Here is a 24722-nt window from a genome sequence, read left to right on the forward strand (position 1 = left end):
GCCGGGGGCCACGCGACAGTCACATCAAGAAGGGGACTTCCATGAACGTGATCGAGACTCCTGCATCCAGCCGCACCACCGACGGCCTGGGGCGCCTTTACGACAGCGTGCTGGACACCATCGGCAATACGCCTTCGATCCGCATCAATAACCTCGCACCGGACGGGGTGACCATGTACGTGAAGGCCGAGGCCTTCAATCCCGGCGCATCGGTCAAGGACCGCCTCGCCGTGTCGATCATCGAAGAGGCAGAGCGTGACGGCAGCCTGAAACCGGGTCAGACCGTCATCGAGGCGACGTCCGGCAACACAGGGATCGGGCTCGCCATGGTCTGCGCGGCCAAGGGGTATCCTCTGGTTGTGACGATGGCCGAAAGCTTCTCCGTCGAGCGCCGCCAACTGATGCGCATGCTCGGCGCCAAGGTGATCCTGACACCGAGGGAACTGGGCGGCACCGGCATGTACATGAAGGCGCGAGAACTCGCCGACGCTCACGGGTGGTTCTGGGCTGGGCAGTTCGAGACGCCGGCCAACGCAAAGATCCACGCCAACACCACTGCGCGGGAGATCCTGGCAGATTTCTCCGGCCACCGCCTGGATGCGGTGGTAACCGGCTATGGCACCGGCGGCACAGTGACGGGCCTTGGGCGGGTCCTGAGGGAGGCACGGCCGGACCTGAAAATCGTGCTGAGCGAACCCGCGAACGCCCAACTTGTCGGCTCCGGCGTGCCGCAGGAGCGCACCGAAGCCGGAGGACCGGCCTCCGGCCACCCGGCGTTCGAGCCGCATCCGATTCAGGGGTGGACGCCGAATTTCATCCCGCTGGTCTTGCAGGAAGCCATCGACGAGGGCTTTTACGACGACCTGATTCCGGTCGCCGGCCCCGATGGGATGAAATGGGCGCGCGACCTTGCAGCCAAAGAGGGCATTCTCACCGGCGTCTCCGGCGGATCGACCTTCGCCGTGGCAATGGAGATCGCGAAGACGGCCGAGCCCGGCAGCGTCATCCTCGCGATGCTGCCGGACACGGGCGAGCGCTATCTCTCCACGCCGCTGTTCGAGCACCTCCCCACCAAGATGAGCGATGAGGAGATGGAGATCGCCGATTCCACGCCGGGTTACCGAACGGCCTAAGGCCCGGCGGATAAAACGGCATGCGCCTTAGTGGCTATGGCGCGGCATCTTGCTGTTGCCGATGTCGCGATAGCTGTCGGCGTTCTCCAGGATCATGCCTTCGCTGAAGGGCCGGACCCGGTCGCGGAAAATCTCCTGCCACGGCGTCTGGGTTTCCGGTACTGGCAGGCCGCCGCCGGCGCGAACGGCCTCGCGCCGCGTCTCGATCTCGGCCTCCGAGAGGAGAACGTTCACGGTGCGGCTGTTCAGGTCGATTCGGATACGGTCTCCATCTTGCAGGATCGCCAGATTGCCCCCATCGGCGGCCTCGGGCGAGGCGTTCAGGATCGAGGCGGACCCGGACGTGCCGGACTGCCGCCCGTCGCCGATGCAGGGCAGGGTGTGCACGCCCTGCTTGATCAGGTACGAGGGCGGGCGCATGTTCACCACTTCCGCGCCGCCGGGGTATCCCTTGGGCCCGGCCCCCCGCATCACCAGAATGCTCTCCGGCGTGATCCCCAGCTCGGGATTGTCGATCCGCCTATGGAAATCCTCCGGTCCTTCGAAGACGAAGGCCTGCCCTTCGAATGCGCCCGGGGTCTCCGGATTCGACAGGTACCTGTCGCGGAACTCGGCGTTGATGACGGACGTCTTCATGATCGCGGAGTCGAACAGGTTACCGGTCATGTTCAGGAATCCGGCGCGCGCGGCCAACGCATCGCTGAGCGGGCGGATCACATCGGTGTTTTCACTCTCCCGGCCTTCGTAGAGCGTTACGAATGTCTGACCCGTTGCGGTAACTGCATCCGGGTTCGGAATAAGGTCAGCCCCCAACAATTGGCCGATGACGGCCGGAAGACCGCCCGCGAGGTGGAAATCCTCACTCAGGTAGGCACCAGCCGGTTGAACGTTGGCCACCAGAGGCACCTCATAGCCAAAGCGCTCCCAGTCCGCGTTGCTCAGTTCGATACCAAGATGGCGGGCGATCGCGTTGAGATGGATCGGAGCATTAGTCGAGCCGCCGATGGCGGAGTTCACGACGATCGCGTTCTCGAACGCGCCACGGGTCATCACGTCCGACGGCTTCAGATCCTCGTGCACCATCTCCACGATCCGCTTACCCGTATGGAAGGCCATTTGCGCACGCTCGCGGTACGGCGCGGGGATCGAGGCGGAGCCCGGCAGTTGCATCCCGAGGGCTTCGGCAAGGCTGTTCATGGTCGAGGCCGTACCCATCGTGTTGCAATATCCCACCGAAGGCGCGGAGGAGGCGGCCATCTGGAGGAACTGCTCGTCGTCGATCTCGCCCGCGGCCAGAAGCTGCCGTGCCTCCCAGATAACAGACCCGGAGCCCGCGCGCTTGCCCTTGTACCAGCCGTTCAGCATCGGTCCGACAGAGAAGGCGAGCGCGGGGATATTGACCGTGGCCGCCGCCATCAGCAACGCCGGCGTGGTCTTGTCGCACCCGATCGTCAGAATGACGCCATCGATCGGGTACCCGAAGAGCGCCTCGACGAGGCCGAGGTAGGCCAGGTTGCGGTCGAGCATTGCGGTCGGCCGCTTGCCGGTTTCCTGAATCGGATGCACCGGAATCTCGAACGCCACGCCTCCGGCATCGGTGATCCCATCGCGAACCCGCTTGGCCAGTTCGATGTGATGACGGTTGCAGGGTGACAGGTCGGAGCCAGTTTGCGCAATGCCGATGAGCGGCCGGCCCGACCGCAGCTCTTCCGGAGTCAGGCCAAAGTTGAGGTAGCGCTCCAGGTAGAGCGCCGTCATCTCCATGTTCTTCAGGTCGTTGAACCAGGCCTCGGACCGCAGGGTCTTGCGGCGGGTGTCTTCGCTCATCGGGAGCTCCTTGTGGGGTAAGGCACGCCACCGCTTCGGCGGAATGCCGCGTGGCCCATCGTGCGTATCACGGCTGCGGGCCGGGTTTCGATGGGACAATGAAACGCAGAAAAGGGGGCCGATGCCCGTCCGAATCGTCCGCCCCTTGCGCAGTTTTCGCAGGCGAAACGCAGATGGTGAAGTGTTCAGACTATGATGGCTGAAACATATGGAGTGGGCCGGCGGGCTCCTGCCAAGCGAGCCAACCTCGGATGATCCGGTCAACCTGATGCGGCTTGGCCAGCTCGAACGCAGCGTGTCGTCCGACACCATTACGGGATGTGCAAGTGCGCATACCGCATCTAGATCAATCTTCTCCGAACGAGTTTGGAATGATCCGCCCCAGACTTGCGATGGGCTGCAGCACGTACATTCTAAAGGATGTGGCCCACGCTGTCGCGCCAGCTGTCGCTGCAGGCTTTACCTGGACTCTGACTTGATCGGACAGTCATTCATGTTTTCCAAAGATGATCCCTCTTGGAAGGCCCTTAACTCAAAGATCGAAAGCAAAGTCGGACCGCAAACCAAGGCATGCGTGAACTCGTCGGCCCATCAGAAAATACTGACGTGTCCACCCTCGTCTTTGCTGTCAGGCGTCGCCGAGCTTGCCTCCCGGGCTAGAAGCCTCTGGCGTAAATCACCCAGTGATACCAGTTTGCAGACTTTCTCCGCGGGCACGCCGTCGATCTGATCGGCGGCCTTTGTTTGGAGGATTTCGGCGACCCGTGCCAAAGCCGAAAGGGCTTGAGTGGTGCCGTCGAGTGATTGAAGTCGACGCATGAGGTGAGGTGAAACATGAGCCTCGACCAACAAGTCGGACAGGTCGTGTTGGAACCGATCAAGGTCGCCCGCAAGCGTCGATAGTTCTTCTGCAAGCCAATCCGTTACAATGTTGAACGGCACTTGCGCGTCAACGCTCTCGCCTTCGCAAACACCGATCCCGGTCATAACGGCGCTCACAACCGCCCCACCACGGCCTCGATGCAAGCCAGAAGATCCTTCGGCTCAAATGGCTTGCGGATAAAGTTGTTCATTCCGAGTTGCTGACCCATCGCGATGATCGAGCGTTCTGCCTTGCCCGTGATGAGAATGAAACCAATCTTTCCGTGAGCCGGGGATTTTCGCAGCGATTGCAAGAGTTGCAGGCCGTCCATGCCCGGCATGTTGTAGTCGGAAATCACGAGGTGTGCAGGTTTTTGCGACAAGGCCTGCAACGCCGACGGGCCGTCCGTGGAATGGCGGACGTTGCGGATCCCGAACGAGTCGAGAGCCTGAAGAATGAGGCCGCGGCTTGTGGACATGTCGTCGACGACCATGATGTGGAGCATATCTCGAAGCGCCATGCGGCTATTCCTCTCGATCCTGCCGCCGGCCTGTGTCGGCGGGATGGCGGCGGTAGGTGGTGGTTGCAATCGGCCGGAAATCGGTAGTGTGCCTGGATGGCAAGCGTTCAGAGTGCCCGATAAAAAGGTGGCCTCCTGGTTTGCACGCGTCCTCGAAACGGGGCCACAGCCGCATTTGAGTATCTTGGTCAAAGTAGATCAGGACATTGCGGCAGAAGATGATATCGAATTTTTGCTTCATCGGCCAATGACCGACCAGGTTGAGTTCCCGGAAGTGGACCAGGTTCCTTGCGGTGGAAGAAACCTGTATCAAGGCGGCGTCCTTGTCGGCATCCCCAACTTGCTCGACAAAGTTGCGACGATAGCTTTCAGGGATCGAGCCAAGTCGATCCGCCTTGTATCGGCCGAGCCGCGCGATCCCCAGGATTTCGCAATCAATGTCGGTGGCCAGAATTCGAATGTCGAATTGCCCAATGTCGCGACAGCAGTCCAGCAGCGTCATAGCGATCGAATACGGTTCCGAACCGTCGGAGCATCCGGCGGACCAGATACGGATTCTGTCACCTGCCCGCGCCCGTGCAATCAAGTCCGGCGCGATTATCTTGCGCATGTAGTCGAAGTGATGCGCCTCGCGAAAGAAACTCGTGACGTTCGTCGTTAAGGCACAGATGAGATGCCGTCGTTCCAAGTCGCCTTTGGAACTGGTCAGAAGGGTGCAGTATTCGCCAGCGTCGTTCAGACCGAGACGCGACTGAAGCTTCGATAGCCGGGCAAACACCATCGGCGCTTTCTCGAACGGAATTGCGAGGCCTGCCTCCTTGTGGGCTATTTCGGCAATGATATCGAAGTTCCGACGGTCGGCGTTGGAGAGGCCGGACGGATGGGCTGACGGACGTGTCATCGGCAATGATGTCCTTTGGGGTGCCTTGGCATGATCAGTCACTGAGCGATCAGGCTGCATCGCGGCGCATGTTGGGCAGAACCGCTTCGAGATCCAGGATTCGCAGCATTCGGTCGTCGATGATTGTCAGGGCCTTGATGTAGGTCTCGCTCGTGGTGGAGGTGATCTCGGGGGGCGGCCGCAGGTCGCTCTCGGCGATGGCCAGAATGTCGGATACTGCATCCACGAGCAGCCCCACTGTCTGCTGCCTGATGTTCACCACGATGATGACATTGCGTTCGCTGGCATCTTCCACGGAAACGCCGAGGCGGCATGCCAGATCGACGATGGGAAGAACGGTTCCGCGCAAATTGATGACACCGCGGACCCATTTTTCCGCCCGTGGCACTTGTGTTGGCCGAGTCCATCCACGGATTTCCCGAACAGACATGATGTCGACGCAGTATTCCTGTCCGCCGACCCGGAACGAGAGAAGCTCGCGTTCAATGGCGTCGGTCGTTGCGTGGGCCTGGAAGCCTCGTTCGTTCATTTCTCCATCACCCTGCATGCTTGAATTCAGTACACGTGGGAACAGTGTGGCCTGTGGCGTTGGCCATTAGGTCGACCGGATCGAGGATGAGCGCCACCTGACCATCTCCCAGGATCGTCGCGGCGGCGATCCCCCGAACTTGCCCGTAGCTCTCCTGTAGACCCTTGATGACCACCTGGCGTTGATCGTGGATCGAATCGACGATCAGCGCGCCGCAGGTATTATCCTCAGCGGCGATCACCAGTACGACGCATCCTTCGTAGCATTGCCTTGGTTCCCGGAAACCCAGTTCGACTCCAAGATCCAGCAATGGCACGAACTTGTCGCGAATTCGGAGTACCTGCATTTCCGGACCCAGCGGTCGAATGTCTTCGTGGCGGAATGCCATTGTTTCGGCGATGGCGCTGATTGGCATGACAAGGGATTCGCCGGCCGCGTGAACCACCATTCCGTCAAGGACCGCGAGGGTCAGGGGGAGCGAGATTGTGAAGCTGGTGCCGGTGCCGGGGGTGGACGAGATCGTGACGCGCCCCCCAAGATCCTGGATCGCTTTTCGGACCACGTCCATGCCGACGCCTCGGCCGGACAGATTCGATACCTCGCTGGCGGTGGAGAACCCTGGCAGGAAGAGAAGTTCGTCGATCTCCGCGTCGGACAGTGCAGCATCCGCGTCGATCAATCCGCGCTCTTCGGCGATTGCTCGTACCCGTGATCGATCGATGCCGCCGCCGTCGTCGGATAATTCGATCACGACCCGGCCTGAACGGTGGCTGGCCGACAACGTGATCCTGCCCTCCGACGTTTTTCCGGCGGAAAGCCGTTTCTCTGCAGGCTCGACCCCGTGGTCTACGGCATTACGGATCATGTGCGTCAGTGGATCGGCGAGGCGTTCGATGACGGTCTTGTCGACCTCCGTCGCCTCACCTTTTACAACGAACCGGACCGATTTCCCGACGGCCGCGGACGATTCCCGAACGATCCGGCCCATACGTTGGAAGAGCGACTTGACCGGCTGGGCGCGGATCATCATGACGCTGTCCTGAATGTCGCGAGTCAGCTGCATGAACTCTTCGAGGCCCTGCGCAACCGGTGAACTGGCTGGAAGCCCGGCTTGAGCCACGCTCTGCGACAGCATCGCCTGGTTGATGACCAATTCGCCGACAAGGTTCACGAGCCGCTCTATACGGTCGAGGTCGACGCGAACTGTCGTCCGCTTGCCTTCTTCCGCCGCGCGTGGAGTGCCGGCCGGTTTGTTGGACGCCGCGGTTGCGGTTCTTTGGGGGGTTGGGAGCGGCGTCACGTTGGTTTCGGAACCGCTGCATTCAGCCCCGATGGCGGGGTCGGCCTCCGGCTCGTTCTTGACCTCGGTCAGTGTCAGGCGGGGTCGAATCTGGGTGGTGTCAGGTGTCGGCGTCAGATTCTCCGGTTCGTCCGTCGTAATGGTCAGCGGGGGGAGGCCGGAACTGTCACCCAGGGCAACGTCCATATTGCCGGGGGCCATTGGCGCAATCTCGATAGTCAGGCCGCAAAGCCCTTCGACGAATTCGAAGACCTCCTCGATGTCCTCCACCGAGCGAGACGTTGCCAGGGAGATCGTCCAGGAGACGTAGGCCGCTTCTGGATCCATAAGGTCGAGGTCCGGAACCGTCGAATTGTCGGCCACGACGGTCACCTCTCCCAGATCGCGGAGCGCTCTGAGGAGATGTAGGGGCTCGTTGCCGGAGCGGAAAAGTTCTGGTTCCGGCCGAAATACGATACGGTAAGTCTGCTCGTCTGGCCCGCCCAGGTCAGGCAGGCAGAGATTCAGGGGCTGGAAGTCGATGACTTCCTCTTCTTGGTCCGCGGCCTGGGCACCAACCAGCCCTTCCAGATGTTGCAAGGTCGGCTCCACGTCTCCGGGTGCGAGTGTCTCGCCATCGCGGCAGCTGCGGACGATATCGGACAGGATGTCGGCGGCCCGCATAAACAGAAGAACCACATCCCGATCCGTTGCGAGCCGGCCTGCGCGAACTTCGTCGAGCACCGTTTCGTAACGATGGGCAAAACGCACGAGTTCGTCGAGCCCGAAGGCGCCGGCGCCCCCCTTCATCGAATGGACGGCGCGGAAGCAGACGTTGACGGTTTCGTCGTCGGCGTCGCCCGACTCCAGTTGGGTCAGACCATCCTGCAGCCCCTCCAGCAACTCTTCGCATTCGATGAAGAATGAGGCTTTGATCTCGGCCATGGGATCGGGAGTGGTCATCGCGTGCCTCCCGGGCCGGCGACCATATTGAGGGCGCGCACCAGTTTTTCGGGGTCGAAAGGCTTCACGATCCATCCCGTCGCACCGGCGGAGCGCGCGCGGGCCTTGAGTTGTGGTGCGCTCTCGGTGGTGAGCACGAGGATCGGGGTCGTTCGGTGGGCTGGCTGGCTGCGCACCGCCTCGATGAAGCCAAAGCCGTCCATCCGCGGCATGTTGATGTCGGTGATGATGGCGTCCGGTGCCATGCCGCTCAGGACCTCAAGCCCATGCATCCCGTCCTCCGCAAGGCTTGGGCTGAAGCCCGCCTGGCGCAGCGCGAGGGAGAGCATGTCGCGGATGGTGCGGCTATCGTCGACGGCGAGAATGCTGAGACTCATGGGTTCACGGCTCCAGAGGCTGCGTTTCGAGGTCTGAGGCGGAGAGACCGAACACGACGAGTTGCTCCTCGAAGGCAGGCGAGGAGGATGACACAGCCAGCCGCTGGCCGTCTGCTTCCCAGGTGCGCCGGGCCGCCAGCAGCACCTGGAGGCCGGGCGTGCCAAGCAACGTCACGTCGTCCGCCGCGAGGGTAAGCGCGTCACAACGACGGGCCAGGAGATCTTGCGCAAGCGGGGTGGCTGCCGGCAGGTCGAGCCGGGCGGGAAGGGAAAACCGCGCGGTCATGCGCAGTGTCCATCGGATGAACTGGAAACGGTCACTGTGTGCCCCTTCGTGGCTGGTGAAACCATCCCTAGGGGGCAAGCCGTTAAGATCGGGTTGCCTCGTACCCGATTTCTATGATCGCGCCAGGAGTGCCTTCAGGTGGCGTGCCATACCGATCAAGGCGGCGTCGTCGTCGGAGATCACGGTGACGGAGAACTGCCGCATGAAATCGGAGAACCGCCCCTTGCCCCGCAGCCCGTCGACAAACCCCGCTTCGGCAAGGTACGGGCCCATCGCGCGCGCCACGCCGCCGATCAGGAAGATGCCGCCGAACGGAAGCTGAGTCAGCGCCAGATCCCCCGCAACTGCACCAAGAAGGCGGGAAAACAGGGCAATGGCTCCGCACGCCAGGGTGTCGTCGTCCGCCACGGCCTGCATGATCTGGCGGCCGCTGAGGCTGGCCTGTTCGGAGGCCCCTGCCTCTTCGCAGACGAACTGGTGCAGCGCCACGAGGCCGCGCCCGGACAAGGCATCTTCGATGGAGGCGAACCCGTGCACCTTCTCAAGGAACCGAGCCAGGCGAAGATCTTCCTCGGACCGCACCGGGAGACCGGCATGGCCGCTTTCCGAAGGCGGCACGAAGCGGCCGCCAAGGGTGTTGAAGATCGGCGCAGCATTAAACCCGGTGCCAATTCCGATGACGAGTTGCGCCGCCTCCAGCCGAGGCGGCGGGCCGGCGATCACCGGGTAAAGCGCATCGGAGGGAAGGTGGCCCACGGCGTGCCCTTGCGCTTGCAGGTCGTTGAGCAGCGTCACGGACTCTGCGCCTGTGGCATGGGCCAGCGTGGCGGTGTCGAGCGTCCAGTCGAGGTTGGTCATCCGGCCCACGCCCTCGCGTACGGGGCCGGCCATCGCGAGACAGGCCGCGGCGGGCGTCTCGGTTCCCGTCTCACTGAGATAGAGGCGCAGAACCGGCTCCAACGCTGTGAACTCGCGATTCGGATAATGCCGGACGGACCCTTGGACGACCTCGCCATTCCGGGACAGCGCGACTCGGGTGTTGGTGCCGCCGATGTCGGCGAGAAGGGATGGAGCGGACATGGGCTAACCTCAGCTTTCGAGTGCGTCTTTCAGGGCAAGGTAGGACGCCTTTGGCGTGCGCTGCAATGTGTCGAAGTCGACGTGGATCAGGCCGAAACGCTTCTCGTAACCGAAGGCCCACTCGTAGTTGTCCATCAACGACCAGACGAAATACCCCTCCAGCGGCACGCCGTCGTGCACCGCCTGCCGGGTGGCCTCGAAATGGCGGGCGAGGTAGTCGATACGCACCCGGTCGTCCACTGCGCCGTCGATCACCAGGTCTGGGTTCGCCATGCCGTTCTCGGTGATGTAGAGCGGCAGATCGCCGGTGAAGTCGCTATGGCAGCGCCGCAGGAAGTGCAGCAGACCTTCGGGATAGATCTCCCAACCCATCTGCGTCTTTGGCAGCGGCCCCTCAATACTGATGACTGCGGGCCAGGGTCCCGGCGCGGCCTGTATGATTTCGCGGGTGTAGTAGTTGACACCCAACCAGTCGACCGGAGTGCCGATCACGTCGAAATCGTTCTGCCAGCCATCCGGCAGGTGTTTTTCCAACGCGGTGACGATCCGTTCGGGGTATTGCTTCCGGAAGAAGCCGGAAATGAAGAAGTTGTTGTAGTAGTCGTCAAAGATCGCCGCAGCCTCGATGTCTTCGGGCCGGTCGCTCGCCGGCTGCGCATAGGTGAAGTTGCAGACGGCCCCGATCTCGCCAATCCCCATGGCACGAAGGGCGTCCGTCGCCGTGCCGTGGGCCAGCATCACGTGGTGCATCGCCCGGGCCGCTGCGCGGATGTCCCGGACACCCGGGGCGTGATGGCCGAGGAAATGGCTGAGGAAGCTCACGCACCAAAGCTCGTTGATCGTCGCCGTCTTCCAGATCCGGTCGCCCAGGCGCTGCATGAGAACCTCTGCATAGTCCGCGAACCAACTCGCGACGTCCCGGTTCCGCCAGCCGCCAAGGTCGGCGAGCGCGGACGGCAGCTCCCAGTGGTAGAGCGTCAGCATCGGCTTGATGCCCCGCTCCAACATGCCGTCGACCAGTTTGTCGTAGAAATCCAGCCCCTCGGCATTCACGGTGCCCCGGCCTTCCGGAAGGACTCGCGCCCAGGAGGCGGAGAAGCGGTAGGCGTCGAAGTTCGCGTCCCGGATCAGGTCCAGATCCTCTTGCCAGCGGTGGTAGTGGTCGCAGGCAATCGCGCCATCCTCGGCCCGCACCACGTTGCCGGGCGTGGCGGCAAAATCGTCCCAGTGGGTCGGGCCGGCACCGCCGAAGGAGTGGCCTTCGATCTGGTAGGCGGCGGTCGAGGCGCCGAAGACGAAGCCTTTGGGAAAGTCGCTGCGCTTGAGCATTGGGTGGGCGTCCTTAGTGAGGGGGCGGCGGGCCAGAAGAGGGTCCGACCGTGAGCGAAGCCTGGAGCTTGGTCTGTATCGGACCACTCTCTTCGGCGATCAGTGTCAACAGCGTCTCGGCGCACAGATGGCCGGCATCGCGCACGGAGGAATGGGTTGCGGTGAAGATCGGTGCCTCCGGGGTGCCGTTCGGCAGGTAGGAGAGGCCGTCGTCGTGCACCACGACGGACACGTCCCGCCCCATCCGCAAGCCGCGCGCCTCGATGGCCCGGCGGGCCCCCATACCCACCAGAAGGGAGGAGGCCAGGAAAGCCGTGGGAGGTTCGGGCAGGTCGAGCATCCGGCTGGTTTCGTCGTGACCGTAGAATTCGGTCATGGCTGCGCACGTCATGAGCGCGGGGTCTGCGCCCATACGTCGGGCAGCCAGCGCGTCCAGAAAGCCATCCCGCCGGCGATGAGCGAAGTCCATCGTCTCCAGACCGTTCAGCAGCGCGATCCGCCGATGCCCGAGATCGAGAAGGTGATCGGTCGCCCGGTGGAACGCGTGACGGTTGTCCATGTCCAGCCAGGAATAGGCGTCGTCGTGATCCGACACCCGGCCGTGGACCACGAAGGGCAGGCCGATCTCCTGCAGCAAGGCGATTCGTTCATCGCCTGTCAGCGGCGCCTGCATGATGAGCCCGTCGACACGCCCCTTGCTGAGCATGGCGCGATAGACGTCTCCCTGGTCGGCCTCGTGCACCAGCGACAGCATGATGTCGTAGCCGCGCTCGGACAGCGTCTCGGCCGCGCCGGCGATGAAATCGGCGAAGATCGGGTTGACGATTTCCTGCGTGGCGGACATCGGCAGGACCAGACCGATGGACATGGCCTTGCCCGTCGCCAACGATCGTGCCCGGCTGTCGGGACGGTAGCCATATTGCCGCGCGGCCTCCCGCACGCGTTCGCGCGTGGTCTCCGAAACTTCCGGATACCCGTTCAGGGCTCGACTGACGGTGGTCTGGCTCAGTCCAAGGCTGGCCGCCAGGTCCTTGAGGTTCATGTGCGTCTTTCAGGTCGCCTGCGTCGGAGGGTACTTCCTAGTCACATTTGGAGTCAAAGGGCTTTGGGTCCACAAATTGTGCATTCCGGAGGGAAATTTCCCTCGGATTACCAATTGTTCCGCGTAAGCTGTCATCGTTGACAGGGTGGTGCCATGGGGCTACGTGAGTCGGGTCCAAAGCGCTTTGGGCCCGATTCCCTCGACGCGGGGATAATCCCCACCGAAAGGGCGAACGTCCCAGGCGGAATAATCGGGAGGTTACTTATGAAACTGGAATTCTTGGCCAGCGCCGCCGCAGTGGCTCTGTTGGCCGGTTCTGCGAGCGCGCAGAATTTGCTGTTCGCGCCCGGAGAGGGCGACTTCAACTGGGACAGCTACGAGGCCTTCGCGGCCGAGACCGATGTCGGTGGTGAGCAGGTCACGATCTTCGGCCCGTGGCTCGGACCGGACCAGGAAGCGATCGTCAACGTCCTCGCGTATTTTGGCGAAGCTGCCAACGCGGATGTCCGTTACTCCGGCTCGGACTCATTTGAACAGCAGATCGTGGTCGATCTCGAGGCTGGCTCCGCGCCCAACATCGCCATCTTCCCGCAACCCGGGCTTGCCTGCGACATGGCCGAACGCGGCTTCCTGACCCCGCTCGGCGAAGACATGGCCGGGTGGATGGACGAGAACTACGCCGCCGGCGAATCCTGGCGTGCATTGTCCACCTGTGCCGGTCAGGACGGGACCGAGGCGATGTACCTCGTGCCGTTCAAGGCCGACGTGAAATCGCTCGTCTGGTACGTGCCGGAAAACTTCGACGATTTCGGCTTCGAAGTTCCCGAGACGATGGAAGATCTCAAGGCGCTGACCGAGGAGATCGTCGCAGAAGGCGAGACGCCCTGGTGCATCGGTCTGGGATCTGGCGCCGCGACAGGCTGGCCTGCGACCGACTGGGTCGAGGACATGATGCTGCGGACCCAGCCGCCGGAAGTCTATGACCAGTGGGTCACGAACGAGATCCCGTTCGACGACGAAAAGGTCGTGAACGCTATCGAGGAATTCGGCTGGTTCGCCCGCAACGACGATTTCGTTGCCGGCGGTGCCTCGTCGGTTGCTGCTACCGACTTCCGCGACAGCCCGAAGGGCCTCTTCTCCGCGCCGGCACAGTGCTACTTGCACCGCATGGCCTCCTTCATTCCGGCCTTCTTCCCCGAGGGGACCGAAGTGGGCGTCGACGTCGATTTCTTCTACTTCCCGTCCTATGCCGAGAAGGACCTCGGTTCCCCGGTACTCGGTGCCGGCACGCTCTTCGCGATCACCAACGACTCGCCGGGGGCGAAGGCTCTGATCGAGTTCCTGAAGACTCCGATCGCGCATGAGGTGTTCATGGCGCAGCAGGGCGGCGGTTTCCTGACCCCGTTCAAGGCCGTGAATACCGATCTCTACGTGGATGACACCCGCAAGGCGCTCGGGGACATTCTGCTGAATGCCACGACCTTCCGCTTCGATGGATCGGACCTGATGCCCGGTGCCGTCGGCGCGGGCTCGTTCTGGACCGGCATGGTGGATTACGTCGGCGGGGCTGACGCCAACGCCATCACGGGCGAGATCCAGCGGTCCTGGGAAGCGATCAAGTGATCGTCAACTGATCTGCGGGGCGGCCCGGATGGGGCCGCCTTGCTCCGCCACGGCGGCTCGTGGCGACTACCATAGGGGAGGGAGTGGACATGCATCCAGCCTTGCAAGGGCTCGTGACCATCGTTGTCGGGGTAGGCGGCTGCGTCGGCTATTTCTACCTTTCGAACTTCCTGCTCGACCGGTTTTTGCTTCCGGCGCGCGCCTACTCGGCCGAAGAGTCCGCGGCCCGGCGGCGCACCGGTACGATCATCGTGTTCCTCCTGCCGGCGCTGCTCATTGCCGCGCTCTATATCGCCTACTTCGGCCTGGACGGAATCTTTACGTCAACAGGGCTCTTCTGGCTTGCCATCGTGCTGGCCTTAATTTTCGGCCTGTGGCGCTTGAGGGATTACGTCTACGGAGAGGGCGAACTGACTGCAGGGCGCAACATCAGCCACGCCAACATGATCCGGCCTTGGCTCTTCCTTCTGCCCGCCATCCTGGCGCTCGGTCTCTACCTGACCTACCCGGTGTTCGAAACCCTGCGCCTGTCTGTCACCCAAAGGAACTTCAGCACCGGCAGCTACGACTTCGTGGGGTTGCAGAACTACGCCCAGATGATGGACGAGCCGAAATTCTGGGAAGCCATGCGCAACAACATGCTTTGGTTGATCGTGGTGCCTGCGCTCTCCACCGGCTTCGGTCTGCTGGTCGCGCAGCTGACGGACCGGATCTCTTGGGGCAATATCGCCAAGATGTTCATCTTCATGCCGATGGCGATCTCTTTTGTCGGCGCCTCGGTGATCTGGAAGTTGGTCTACGACGCCCGCCCGGAGGGGCAGGGGCAGATCGGTATCCTGAACGCGTTGTGGGTCAATCTCGGGGGCGATCCTCAGAACTGGCTGACCCTGCCGTTTTGGAACAACTTCTTCCTCATGGCGGTGCTGATCTGGATTCAGACCGGCTTTGCCATGGTGATCCTCTCCGCCGCGCTTCGCGGCATACCGGAGGAAACGGTTGAGGCCGCCATCGTTGACGGGGCAGGGCCGTTCCAGATCTTTTTCAAGATCAAGGTGCCGCAGATCGTGCCTACCATTGTCGTCGTCTGGACGACCATCACGCTGGTCGTGCTGAAGGTCTTCGACATCGTCTTCGCCATGACCAATGGCCAGTGGGGGACGCAAGTGTTGGCGAACTACATGTACAGCAAGTTGTTCACCGCCAACGACTGGGGGGTTGGGTCGGCATCGGCCATGGTCATCATGCTGTTGGTCACGCCAATTCTGGTCTGGAACGTGCGCAATGCGCGCAGGGAAATGAAGTAGGGAGGCGGCGCAATGGACAATATCGCTGGCACGAAAAGCAGCCTCACCTGGGCGGTCCACCTCTCGGTCGCCTTCCTTGTCATCCTGTGGCTCTTCCCGACAGTGGGCCTCTTCGTTTCCTCCTTCCGGACGGCCGACCAGATCGCCACCTCTGGTTGGTGGAAGGCGATGTTCGCCGCAGAGCAGAACCTGCAACTGCGCACCGCCGGACCGGACGACCAGGTTCAGGACGGGGCGCTTTACGTTATCGAGGGCAACGTGCTGGAGGGCAGCGAGGCCAAGGGCATTTCCGCCTGGGGCACCTCGGCCCGCGACACCCAGGCCTACGAGCCGGGTGAAACGGTGGAACTTCGGGACGGCAGCCGCATGACGCTGGACGGGGAGGGCAACTATCGCCTCGAGAGCGACGCACCCTTCGAAGGGCGGCGTGGGGAACGCGTGTTCGCCACGGCGACCGTCCCGCCGGAATTCACCCTTCAGAACTACCGCAACATGCTGTTCGATCCGAGCAACCGGGAAGGCATGACGCGGGCGTTCTTCTCCACGCTCACCGTGACAATCCCGGCCACCATCATCCCGATCCTGATTGCGGCCTTCGCCGCATATGCCCTGGCCTGGATGGAATTCCCCGGGCGCGCGCTCCTGATTGCCGCCGTGGTTGGCCTGCTGGTCGTGCCGCTGCAACTGGCGCTCATTCCGCTGCTGAAATTCCACAACGCCATCGGCATTGGAAAGGGCTACCTCGGGGTCTGGTTCGCCCATACCGGGTTCGGTCTGCCGCTCGCGATCTACCTGTTACGCAACTACATGGTCGGCCTGCCGCGCGACATCATCGAGAACGCAAAGGTGGACGGCGCGACCGACTTCCAGATCTTCACGCGGATCATCCTGCCGCTCTCCTTCCCGGCACTCGCCTCCTTCGCCATCTTCCAGTTCCTGTGGACGTGGAACGACCTGCTGGTTGCGATGGTCTTCCTTGTGGATGCGACCGGCGAGACCACGGTCATGACAAAGCAAATCGTTGAGCTCCTAGGCACCCGGGGCGGCAACTGGGAGATTCTTGCAACGGCGGCCTTCATCTCCATGGCCGTGCCCATCATCGTCTTCTTTGCGATGCAGCGCTATCTCGTCCGCGGTCTGCTCGCAGGCTCCGTGAAATAGCTACAACCGAAGGTCAGCAATGAGTTTTGTCGACACACTTCCCGACCACGTCGCCACGCCGGAGAAGGACGCCTCCGACCCGGACTGGTGGCGCGGGGCGGTCATCTACCAGATCTATCCGCGCTCGTTCCAGGATTCCAACGGGGACGGCATCGGAGACCTCGCGGGAATCATCCACCGGTTGCCGCACGTCGCCTCCCTCGGGGTGGACGCGATCTGGATCTCGCCGTTCTTCCGCTCGCCGATGCTCGATTTCGGGTACGACGTGTCGGACTATTGCGACGTCGACCCCATGTTCGGCTCGCTCGGTGATTTCGACGCGTTGGTGGAGCGGGCGCATGACCTCGGTATCAAGGTGCTCATCGACCTTGTGCTGTCCCACACCTCGATCCAGCATCCCTGGTTCCAGGAGAGCCGGGCCAGCCGCGACAACCCTCGCGCGAACTGGTATGTCTGGGCGGACCCCAAGCCCGACGGCACACCGCCCAACAACTGGCTCAGCATCTTCGGCGGCTCGGCTTGGGAGTGGGACGGGGAGCGGATGCAGTACTACCTGCACAACTTCCTGATCGAACAACCGGACCTGAACTTTCACGAACCTGCCGTGCAGGATGCGTTGCTGGAAGTTGCGCGCTTCTGGCTCGACCGCGGGGTCGATGGGTTCCGGCTCGATACCGTGAATTTCTATGTGCACGACAAGCAGTTGCGGGACAATCCTCCTCTGAAGCCCGAGGAGATCAACGACAAGACCGCGCCTGCAGTGAACCCGTACAACTTCCAGAACCACCTTTACGACAAGACCCAGCCGGAAAACATTGAATTCCTGAAGAAACTCAGGAAACTGATGGACAAGTACGGCGCAATCACGTCCGTGGGTGAGGTTGGCGAGAGCCAGCGCGGCGTGGAGGTCCAGGCCGAATACACCGCCGGCAAGGACCGCCTCCACATGTGCTACGATTTTGCGTTCCTTTCCAACACCTTCCCGACCGGAACCTTCGTGGCCGGCACATTGGAGCGGTTCGATGAGATGGCGCCGGACGGGTGGGCCTGCTGGGCTTTCTCGAACCACGACGTGGCGCGGTACATCACACGCTGGGGCCTGTCACCGGAGCAGGCCCGCGTGCTCGTCGCCCTGCTGTTCGCCATGCGCGGCTCGGTATGCCTTTACCAGGGCGAGGAATTGGGCCTGAACGAAGTCTATGTCGCTTACGAGGATCTTCAGGACCCGTACGGCAAACGCTTCTGGCCGAAGTTCCGGGGCCGGGACGGGTGCCGCACGCCGATGCCCTGGAACCGGGACAACCAGAACGGCGGTTTCAGCGAGGGCAAGCCGTGGTTGCCGGTCTCGGTCGAGCATCTCAACCATGCGGTAAATCTGCAGGAGACCGACGACGAGAGCATGCTGGTCTTCTACCGCCGAATGATCGCCTTCCGGAAAGCGCACCCGGTGCTGTCGAAGGGCAGCTACGAGACGCTGGAGGCTGGGGAGGACTGCTTGTCCTTCATTCGCGCGGGCAAGGGGAGCCGGGTGTTCTGCGCCTTCAACATGTCCGACGTGGAACGTCACGTGACGTACCCCGAAGGCAACTGGGAAGCGGACGAAACCGCACCCTTCGAAGCCACATTCGACGAAGGCGGCGTCACGCTGCCGCCATACCAGGCGGCCTTCGCCGTCGAGAAGACCGCATAGGGAGGTAGGGGAAATGGCCGGACTGAAGCTCACCGATGTCGGAAAAGCCTACGGCGAAGTCGAGGTCTTGAAACACATCAACCTCGACATCGACGCGGGCGAACTGATTGTCTTCGTCGGACCCTCGGGCTGCGGGAAGTCGACGCTGTTGCGCATGATCGCGGGACTGGAGAAGATCACGTCCGGTACACTGGAGATCGACGGGCGGGTCGTGAACGACGTGCCGCCCGCGCAGCGGGAGATTGCGATGGTCTTCCAGTCGTATGCGCTCTACCCGCATATGACTGTCTACGACAACATGACCTTCGCGCTGAAGCTGGCCAAGATGCCGAAGAACGAGATCGACGCCGCCGTTCGCAAGGCCGCGGACATCCTCCAGCTGACGCCCTATCTCGACCGGCTGCCCAAGGCGCTCTCGGGCGGCCAGCGGCAGCGGGTCGCCATCGGCCGCTGCATCGTTCGGGACCCGAAGGTCTTTCTGTTCGACGAGCCGCTCTCCAACCTGGACGCGGCGCTGCGTGTGGCCACCCGCCTGGAGATCGCGCAACTCAAGGAGTCCATGCCGGATCGAACGATGATCTACGTCACCCACGACCAGGTGGAGGCGATGACCCTTGCATCCCGTATCGTGGTGCTGGCCAACAAGGGCATCAGCCAGGTCGGCACGCCGCTGGAGCTTTATGAAACGCCGCAAAACGAATTCGTCGCGCAGTTCATTGGCTCTCCGGCAATGAACCTGTTCCCTGGTGAGGTCATAGGTACGGGCGAGCACACCACCGTGCGGCTGGCCGGCAACCACGGAACGATCGTGTCGGCCTACCCAACCCGGCCCGAGGATATGGGCGCGGCGGTAAACGTGGGCGTGCGTCCGGAAGATCTTCACCTCACCGACGACACCGAGAATTCCTATAAGGCGACGGTCGACGTGCAGGAGAACCTCGGCGAGGTGACGCTCCTCTTCTTCATTCCCGACAGCGAGGGGGCCGATCCCGTGATCGCCAAGCTGCCCGGGATCCACCGCGGGCTGAAGGGAGAGCGGCTGAACCTCTCGGCGAAGCCGGACAAAGTGCACATCTTCCGCGACGGGATTTCGCTGCTGTACCGGCAGGACTGACAGGTCGGCCCGCCGCGACGGTGCGGCCCATTTTGCCTTTTGGCTGACGGGGATAAACGGGACGGGAAGGGATGCCCTTCACCTGTCTCGTAATCCTGAAAGTTCGCCTTACACGCGAACGGAAAGCCGCTGGTGTACCGCCGATGCCTGCTCCCCAAAACCCGATCAAAAAAGCCCTTGCGGAAGACCGCCTCCAACTCGGCTGCTGGCTGAACTTCGGTCATCCCGATATTGCCGCCATCTGCGCCAGCGCCGGTTTCGACTGGTGCCTGATCGACGCCGAACACGGGCCGAATACGCTGGAGATGATCCACGCGCAGCTCAACGCCATGCAGGGCCATTCCGCGGCACCGGTCGTCCGCGTCCCCTGGGGTGAAAGCTGGCTGCTGAAGCGCGTGTTGGATCTGGGCGTTCAGACCGTGGTCGTGCCGATGGTAGACACGCCCGAACAGGCGGCGAAAGTCGTTTCGGCGTGCAAATACCCCCCCGAGGGCACCCGCGGTCGCGGGGCGATGCTCGCGCGCGCCACAAACTGGGCTCAGATCGATGATTACGAGCAGACCGCAAACGACGAGATCTGCGTCATCGTTCAGGCCGAAACCCGCCTCGCGCTGGACAATCTGGACGAGATCGCCCGCGTGCCCGGGGTCGACTGCGTCTTCGTGGGTCCGGCGGACCTCTCGGCCGACCTGGGCTTCCGCGACGACATGGGGGCGCCCGAAGTCATGTCCGCAATCGAGGACGCGGTGCGCCGGATTCGCGCGGCGGGAACGGCGGCAGGGGTCATCTTCTACGAGGAAGCGCTCTATCCACATTTCGCCAAGCTCGGTGTGCGGTTCCTGGGTGTGGGGGCAGACGCAACGACCATGGCGCCCGCGGTGCGCGCGCTGGCCGCGTCAGCGCGCAAAAGCATAGGCTAGGGCAGGGGACTGGGCGACTCGCCCGACGGTGGCGACGACCGTGCCCGCTACGGCGCCTAGTAACGGCGCCGTGAGTGGGGCGGTCTCGTCGCCCCCGCGCGCCGGACACAACCATATCTGGGGTTTCCCCTCCCGCCGAACCGTGTATAGGGGATACGCCAAACGACCCCCACCAGGAGAGTGCGATGGAGATTCGTGAGGCGCTGACCTTCGATGACGTTCTGCTCGTTCCCGCCGAAAGCCGCGTGCTTCCGGCGCAGGCCGACACGTCCACCAACGTGACCCGTTCGATCCGGCTAAACATACCGCTGCTGAGTTCGGCGATGGATACCGTGACCGAGGCCAAGATGGCCATCGCCATGGCGCAAGCCGGCGGCATGGGGGTGCTTCACCGCAACCTCACGATCGAGGAGCAAGCCCGCCAGGTCCGCCGGGTCAAGCGGTTCGAGAGCGGCGTCGTTTACAGCCCTGTTACGCTCACGCCGGGTCAGACCCTCTCCGACGCGAAAGCCCTGCAGGAGCGCTACAATGTCACCGGATTTCCGGTAGTGGACGAGAAGGGGCTGGTCGTCGGCATCGTGACCAACCGGGACATGCGGTTCGCAAACGACGATTCCACCCCGGTAAAGGCGATGATGACGTCCGAGAACCTCGCCATCCTCGAGGAACCGGCGGACCTCGGTCAGGCTCGCGCCATGATGCGGGAGCGGCGGATCGAGAAGCTGCTCGTCACCGACAAGGCCGGCAAGCTCACCGGGCTGCTGACGCTCAAGGACATCGAGCAAGCCGTCCTGAACCCTCAGGCCTGTAAGGACAGGCTGGGCCGCCTGCGGGTGGCCGCGGCCTCCACGGTGGGCGATGCCGGGTTCGAACGCAGCGAGGCGCTTGTCGACGCCGGAGCTGACATGATTGTCATCGACACCGCCCACGGCCATTCCGAAGGCGTTTCCCGCGCCGTGGAGCGGGCCAAGACGCTCTCGAACGAGATCCAGATCGTCGCGGGCAACGTCGCGACGGCCGAAGCGACGCGCGCCCTGATCGATGCGGGGGCCGACGCGATCAAGGTGGGTATCGGGCCGGGCTCCATCTGCACCACGCGGATGGTGGCCGGGGTCGGCGTGCCCCAACTCACGGCGATCTCCGACTGCGCCGCAGCCGCCGAGGCAAACGGTATTCCGGTAATCGCGGACGGCGGTATCAAGTTCTCCGGGGACTTCGCCAAGGCCATCGCCGCGGGCGCAAGCTGCGCAATGGTCGGCTCGATGCTTGCCGGTACCGACGAGTCCCCCGGCGAAGTCATCCTCTACCAGGGCCGGTCCTTCAAATCCTACCGCGGAATGGGCAGCCTCGGCGCCATGGCGCGCGGCTCAGCCGACCGGTACTTCCAGAAGGATGCCGCCTCCGACAAGCTGGTGCCCGAGGGGATCGAGGGGCAGGTCGCCTACAAGGGGTCCGCCAACGCCGTGATCCACCAGCTCGTGGGCGGCCTGCGCGCCGCCATGGGCTACACCGGAAAGCCCACGGTCGATGCGATGCGCGGCGGATGCCAGTTCGTCCGGATCACCGGCGCCGGTCTGAAGGAAAGCCACGTGCACGACGTGCAGATCACGCGGGAGAGCCCGAACTACCGGCTTGGGTAGGCAGCAGTGCGATCAAGCGCGACTGCGCCACTGGCGTAGCCCGTAAGTTGCTGCCCGCGTTCGCTGGGGGCGAACGGTTTGCCATGCCTTAAGCGACGCCGAAGGCTCCAAGGTGCCAGTGCTCGTTCAGCGTTGAGGGTCTGGACCGCTCTGGCGTTGAACGTCCTACGGATCCGCGAGGACCTGGGGCGTGGGTCTGCGGAGAGCGCCGAGAGGGGCTCGTTCTGTCTGGCGATGTCGAAGGTGCAATGGCAAGCAGTGTCGTCACCTAAGTCAATGTATGAAACGGGATCGTCAATAGCGCCTGCGATGAATGGCCTCGAAAGCGGGGAAGGGGCGTCTGACCGACGTGCCGAGCCACCAGCCGCGAATTCTGGGAAACCTTTAGGCCCGTGAGCCGGACCCCATACCCAACCGCTGATAAAATTCCCTCAAGCGTCGGGGCGACCGTGTCACGCAGACCACGGTCCCCGGATGTCGCATTTCCATTCGTGATCGCCTGTGTTTTACGGCCCGCCGAAGCTCAGATGGAGGCGAACTCCGCCCCGGCGTTCCATGGGGACGCCGATAGGACAGGAACACGAAAATGAAAACATCACATGAAAACTGGGGCTCCCGCCTCGGTTTTATTCTGGCGACCGCAGGGTCTGCGATCGGCCTGGGGAACATCTGGAAATTCCCCTATATCGCGGGTGAAAATGGAGGTGCCGCCTTCATCATCATCTACCTCGGAATCGTCTTCACCATCGGCTTGTCCGTCATGCTGGCGGAGATCGCCATCGGGCGCAGTGCCCAGACAGATGCCATCAATGCATTCCGCAAGATCGGCAAGCCCGGCTGGACATTCGTTGGCGTGCTGGCAATCATGACGGCCGTCATCATCCTGTCCTTTTATTCCGTCGTCGCAGGCTGGTGCATCGCCTATATCGTCAAATCCGCTGGCGGCGCCTTCTCCGGCATGGACGCGGATGCGATCGGCGGAGCCTTTGGCGCCTTCATCGGATCTCCGGTGGCACCGATCGTCTATCACGGCATCTTCGCGGCCATTACGGTCAGCATCGTCATCGGAGGCGTTTCCGGCGGCATTGAGAAGACCAGCAAATTCCTGATGCCGCTGCTTTTCGTGATCCTCATTGCGCTTGTCGCCCGATCCGTCACCCTTCCCGGCGCAGCGAAAGGGCTGGAGTTCTTCCTCGCCCCGGACTTCTCCGCGATCTCTGCCCACACGGTCATGGCCGCGCTCGGTCAGGCCTTTTTCTCGCTCTCCCTCGGCATGTCCATCCTGCTGACCTATGGATCCTATGTCGACAGGCAGACAAACCTCGGCAAATCCGTGATGCAGATCACGTTCCTCGATACGTTGGTCGCCATTCTCGCCGGGCTCGCCATTCTGCCGGCGGTTTTCGCCTTCGGACTCGATCCCGCCGCGGGGCCGGGCCTGACGTTCGTCACGTTGCCGACGGTCTTCAACGCCATGCCGGGCGGCTATTTCTTCGCCATCATCTTCTTCGTGCTGCTGACCATCGCGGCGCTGACCTCTTCGATCTCTATCCTCGAGCCGGTCGTCGCCTTCTTCAGCAACATGGGGGTGTCCCGAAAGGCGGCCACGGTCGGCTCCGGCGTGCTGATCTTCCTGCTCGGTATCCCGTCCTCCCTGTCGGTCGGGATCTGGAGCGACATCCACTTCATCAAGGGGCAGGGCTTCCTCGATTCCGCCAGTTGGCTGACGGATAAGCTGCTGCTGCCGATCGGTGGTTTGCTGATTTGTATCTTCGCCGGCTGGATCGTTCCGTCGATGATGACCCGGGAAGTCTCCGGTGACGCCACACCCGGCGTCCTGACGCGAGGCTGGTTGTTCATCCTGCGGTTCGTGGCGCCGGTCGCGATCCTGCTCATTCTCCTGAGCGGATTGGAAATCGTCGCGTTCTGACCGGCGCGAGGAACGTCAGGGAGGCCCAGTGGGCCTCCCTTAGATCGTGCGTCAACGGCAAGCACGTGGTCCTAACGACCCCCAGATTGATGCGTCCCGAGCCTAGTCCAGCGTCACTTCCAACTCGGGATCCGCTTTGGCCCTCGCGGACTTGAATGCCGGCCGTTCCGTCAAGCGCTTCACGTAGGCGCGCATGTTGGGATAGGGCGTCAGATCCAGGTCCAGATAATAACGCAGCGTGGTCAGGGGGAACATCATCATGATGTCAGCGGCGGTGAACGTATCCCCGGCGAGCCAGGCGTTGCCCTTGGCCAAATGGTCCTCCAGCATCTGCAACCCGCGATCGGCGCGCTTGCTCATGTGCTGCGCAAACTGCCCTTCGGCCATCATCATCATGAAGGCAGGCGCCAGCGTTCCGTTCACGAAGTGATACCAGTAGAGATAATCGGCAAATCTTGAGTGATCGGCAGGCAGGGCGAGCCGCCCGTTGCCGTAAACCGCCAGGATGTAATCTATAACCGCTTCGCTTTCGGCAAGCGTAACGTCGCCGTCCTCAATAACGGGTGCCGTTCCGGCGGGGTGCAGCGCCTTGTATTCCGGAGGGGCGATGCCCGTTTCGGGTTCGCGTTGATAGAGCTTGAGCTCGTAAGGCAGGCCAAGCTCCTCACACAGCCAGACGATACGTTCGGATTGCGAAACACCCAGGTGGTGGACGGTTAACATGGTTTTCTTTCCGTAGATGTAGAGCCGGTCGCTTGCGATGAGGTATGAAGCGACGCGACGAGGCGGCTCACCTGATCGCGCAGGCGGACGACCTCCTCGATGTCGATGTCGAGACGCTCTGCGAGCGCCTCGGGGACGCGGAGGGCAGGCGACCTCAAATCCCGGCCCTTCTGCGTCAGATGGATGAGGACACGCCGTTCGTCCGCCGTGTCTCGGGTTCGGGTGATCAGACCGCCGGTCTCCATACGCTTCAGCAACGGCGTCAGCGTCCCACTGTCGAGAAAGAGCAATTCACCCAACGATCCGACGGTTTGGGGCGTGTGCTTCCACAGCACAAGCATCACGAGATACTGCGGGTACGTCAGGCCTAGCTCGGACAAAATTGGCCGATAGAGCCGGTTGAGCAGGTTCGACGCGGCATAGAGCGGGAAGCAGACCTGCCTGTCGAGATCGAGCGGATCGTCATTGTCAGTCAGGTCCATCTTTGCG

Annotated in this window: 22 protein-coding genes; 9 read left to right on the plus strand and 13 right to left on the minus strand. The window is 62.7% G+C overall.

All coding sequences use genetic code 11. The annotated features are described in order from the left end of the window. Nucleotides 1-41: 41 nt before the first annotated feature. Complete coding sequence (locus tag BM075_RS12205; protein WP_093360959.1) at nt 42-1133, plus strand: PLP-dependent cysteine synthase family protein; 1092 nt, start codon at nt 42-44, stop codon at nt 1131-1133. A gap of 27 nt (nt 1134-1160) precedes the next feature. Here BM075_RS12205 and BM075_RS12210 read toward each other — a convergent pair whose 3' ends face one another. From BM075_RS12210 to BM075_RS12260, 11 genes are all read right to left on the minus strand, one after another. Next, nucleotides 1161-2960 (minus strand): IlvD/Edd family dehydratase, encoded by a 1800-nt coding sequence (locus BM075_RS12210; protein ID WP_093360960.1) that lies wholly within the window; start codon nt 2958-2960, stop codon nt 1161-1163. A 591-nt stretch (nt 2961-3551) separates the two neighbouring features. Next, nucleotides 3552-3947, minus strand: a complete 396-nt coding sequence (locus tag BM075_RS12215) for a hypothetical protein (protein ID WP_093360961.1) — start codon at nt 3945-3947, stop codon at nt 3552-3554. Between the two features lie 8 nt (nt 3948-3955). Continuing rightward, nucleotides 3956-4342 carry a response regulator gene (locus BM075_RS12220; protein WP_093360962.1) on the minus strand — a complete coding sequence of 129 codons (387 nt, stop codon included), beginning with the start codon at nt 4340-4342 and terminating at the stop codon, nt 3956-3958. Nucleotides 4343-4346: 4 nt separating this feature from the next. Beyond that, complete coding sequence (locus tag BM075_RS12225; protein ID WP_177208330.1) at nt 4347-5243, minus strand: CheR family methyltransferase; 897 nt, start codon at nt 5241-5243, stop codon at nt 4347-4349. Nucleotides 5244-5292: 49 nt separating this feature from the next. Beyond that, entirely contained in the window at nt 5293-5772 is a 480-nt protein-coding gene (locus tag BM075_RS12230; RefSeq protein ID WP_093360964.1) for a chemotaxis protein CheW, read from the minus strand. Between the two features lie 7 nt (nt 5773-5779). Further along, nucleotides 5780-8014, minus strand: a complete 2235-nt coding sequence (locus BM075_RS12235; RefSeq protein ID WP_093360965.1) for a chemotaxis protein CheA — start codon at nt 8012-8014, stop codon at nt 5780-5782. After that, nucleotides 8011-8391: a response regulator gene (locus tag BM075_RS12240; RefSeq protein ID WP_093360966.1), complete on the minus strand. Its 381-nt coding sequence runs from the start codon at nt 8389-8391 to the stop codon at nt 8011-8013. The genes BM075_RS12235 and BM075_RS12240 overlap by 4 nt, the downstream gene beginning before the upstream one ends. A 4-nt stretch (nt 8392-8395) precedes the next feature. Beyond that, nucleotides 8396-8677 carry an STAS domain-containing protein gene (locus BM075_RS12245; protein ID WP_093360967.1) on the minus strand — a complete coding sequence of 94 codons (282 nt, stop codon included), beginning with the start codon at nt 8675-8677 and terminating at the stop codon, nt 8396-8398. A gap of 111 nt (nt 8678-8788) precedes the next feature. Continuing rightward, complete coding sequence (locus BM075_RS12250; protein ID WP_093360968.1) at nt 8789-9757, minus strand: glucokinase; 969 nt, start codon at nt 9755-9757, stop codon at nt 8789-8791. A gap of 9 nt (nt 9758-9766) precedes the next feature. Continuing rightward, entirely contained in the window at nt 9767-11086 is a 1320-nt protein-coding gene (locus BM075_RS12255; RefSeq protein WP_093360969.1) for a GH1 family beta-glucosidase, read from the minus strand. A gap of 13 nt (nt 11087-11099) precedes the next feature. Further along, the gene (locus tag BM075_RS12260; protein ID WP_093360970.1) at nt 11100-12128 is read right to left on the minus strand and encodes a LacI family DNA-binding transcriptional regulator; all 1029 of its coding nucleotides are present in this window, start codon (nt 12126-12128) and stop codon (nt 11100-11102) included. 264 nt (nt 12129-12392) lie between these two features. Here BM075_RS12260 and BM075_RS12265 point away from each other — a divergent pair, with 264 nt between their 5' ends. The 8 genes from BM075_RS12265 (at nt 12393) to BM075_RS12300 (ending at nt 23510) form a co-directional block, all read left to right on the plus strand. Further along, nucleotides 12393-13751, plus strand: a complete 1359-nt coding sequence (locus tag BM075_RS12265; protein WP_093360971.1) for an ABC transporter substrate-binding protein — start codon at nt 12393-12395, stop codon at nt 13749-13751. An 89-nt stretch (nt 13752-13840) separates the two neighbouring features. Beyond that, nucleotides 13841-15055, plus strand: a complete 1215-nt coding sequence (locus BM075_RS12270; protein ID WP_245758833.1) for a carbohydrate ABC transporter permease — start codon at nt 13841-13843, stop codon at nt 15053-15055. Between the two features lie 12 nt (nt 15056-15067). Beyond that, nucleotides 15068-16216 (plus strand): carbohydrate ABC transporter permease, encoded by a 1149-nt coding sequence (locus BM075_RS12275; RefSeq protein WP_093360972.1) that lies wholly within the window; start codon nt 15068-15070, stop codon nt 16214-16216. 19 nt (nt 16217-16235) lie between these two features. After that, a complete protein-coding gene (locus tag BM075_RS12280; protein ID WP_093360973.1) occupies nt 16236-17906 on the plus strand; it encodes an alpha-amylase family glycosyl hydrolase in 1671 nt (556 codons plus the stop codon). Between the two features lie 13 nt (nt 17907-17919). Further along, a complete protein-coding gene (locus tag BM075_RS12285; RefSeq protein WP_093360974.1) occupies nt 17920-19020 on the plus strand; it encodes an ABC transporter ATP-binding protein in 1101 nt (366 codons plus the stop codon). 143 nt (nt 19021-19163) lie between these two features. After that, nucleotides 19164-19940 carry an HpcH/HpaI aldolase family protein gene (locus BM075_RS12290; RefSeq protein ID WP_093360975.1) on the plus strand — a complete coding sequence of 259 codons (777 nt, stop codon included), beginning with the start codon at nt 19164-19166 and terminating at the stop codon, nt 19938-19940. Between the two features lie 185 nt (nt 19941-20125). Further along, the gene (gene guaB / locus BM075_RS12295; protein WP_093360976.1) at nt 20126-21580 is read left to right on the plus strand and encodes an IMP dehydrogenase; all 1455 of its coding nucleotides are present in this window, start codon (nt 20126-20128) and stop codon (nt 21578-21580) included. A gap of 586 nt (nt 21581-22166) precedes the next feature. Continuing rightward, a complete protein-coding gene (locus BM075_RS12300; protein WP_093360977.1) occupies nt 22167-23510 on the plus strand; it encodes a sodium-dependent transporter in 1344 nt (447 codons plus the stop codon). 102 nt (nt 23511-23612) lie between these two features. Here BM075_RS12300 and BM075_RS12305 read toward each other — a convergent pair whose 3' ends face one another. Next, entirely contained in the window at nt 23613-24233 is a 621-nt protein-coding gene (locus tag BM075_RS12305; RefSeq protein ID WP_093360978.1) for a glutathione S-transferase family protein, read from the minus strand. Continuing rightward, nucleotides 24227-24715, minus strand: coding sequence for a MarR family winged helix-turn-helix transcriptional regulator (locus BM075_RS25020; protein ID WP_093360979.1), 489 nt, complete (start codon nt 24713-24715; stop codon nt 24227-24229). Before BM075_RS25020 ends, BM075_RS12305 begins: the two co-directional genes overlap by 7 nt. Between the last annotated feature and the right edge of the window lie 7 nt (nt 24716-24722).

The sequence above is a fragment of the Tropicimonas isoalkanivorans genome (genome assembly GCF_900112335.1).
Taxonomy (GTDB): domain Bacteria; phylum Pseudomonadota; class Alphaproteobacteria; order Rhodobacterales; family Rhodobacteraceae; genus Tropicimonas; species Tropicimonas isoalkanivorans.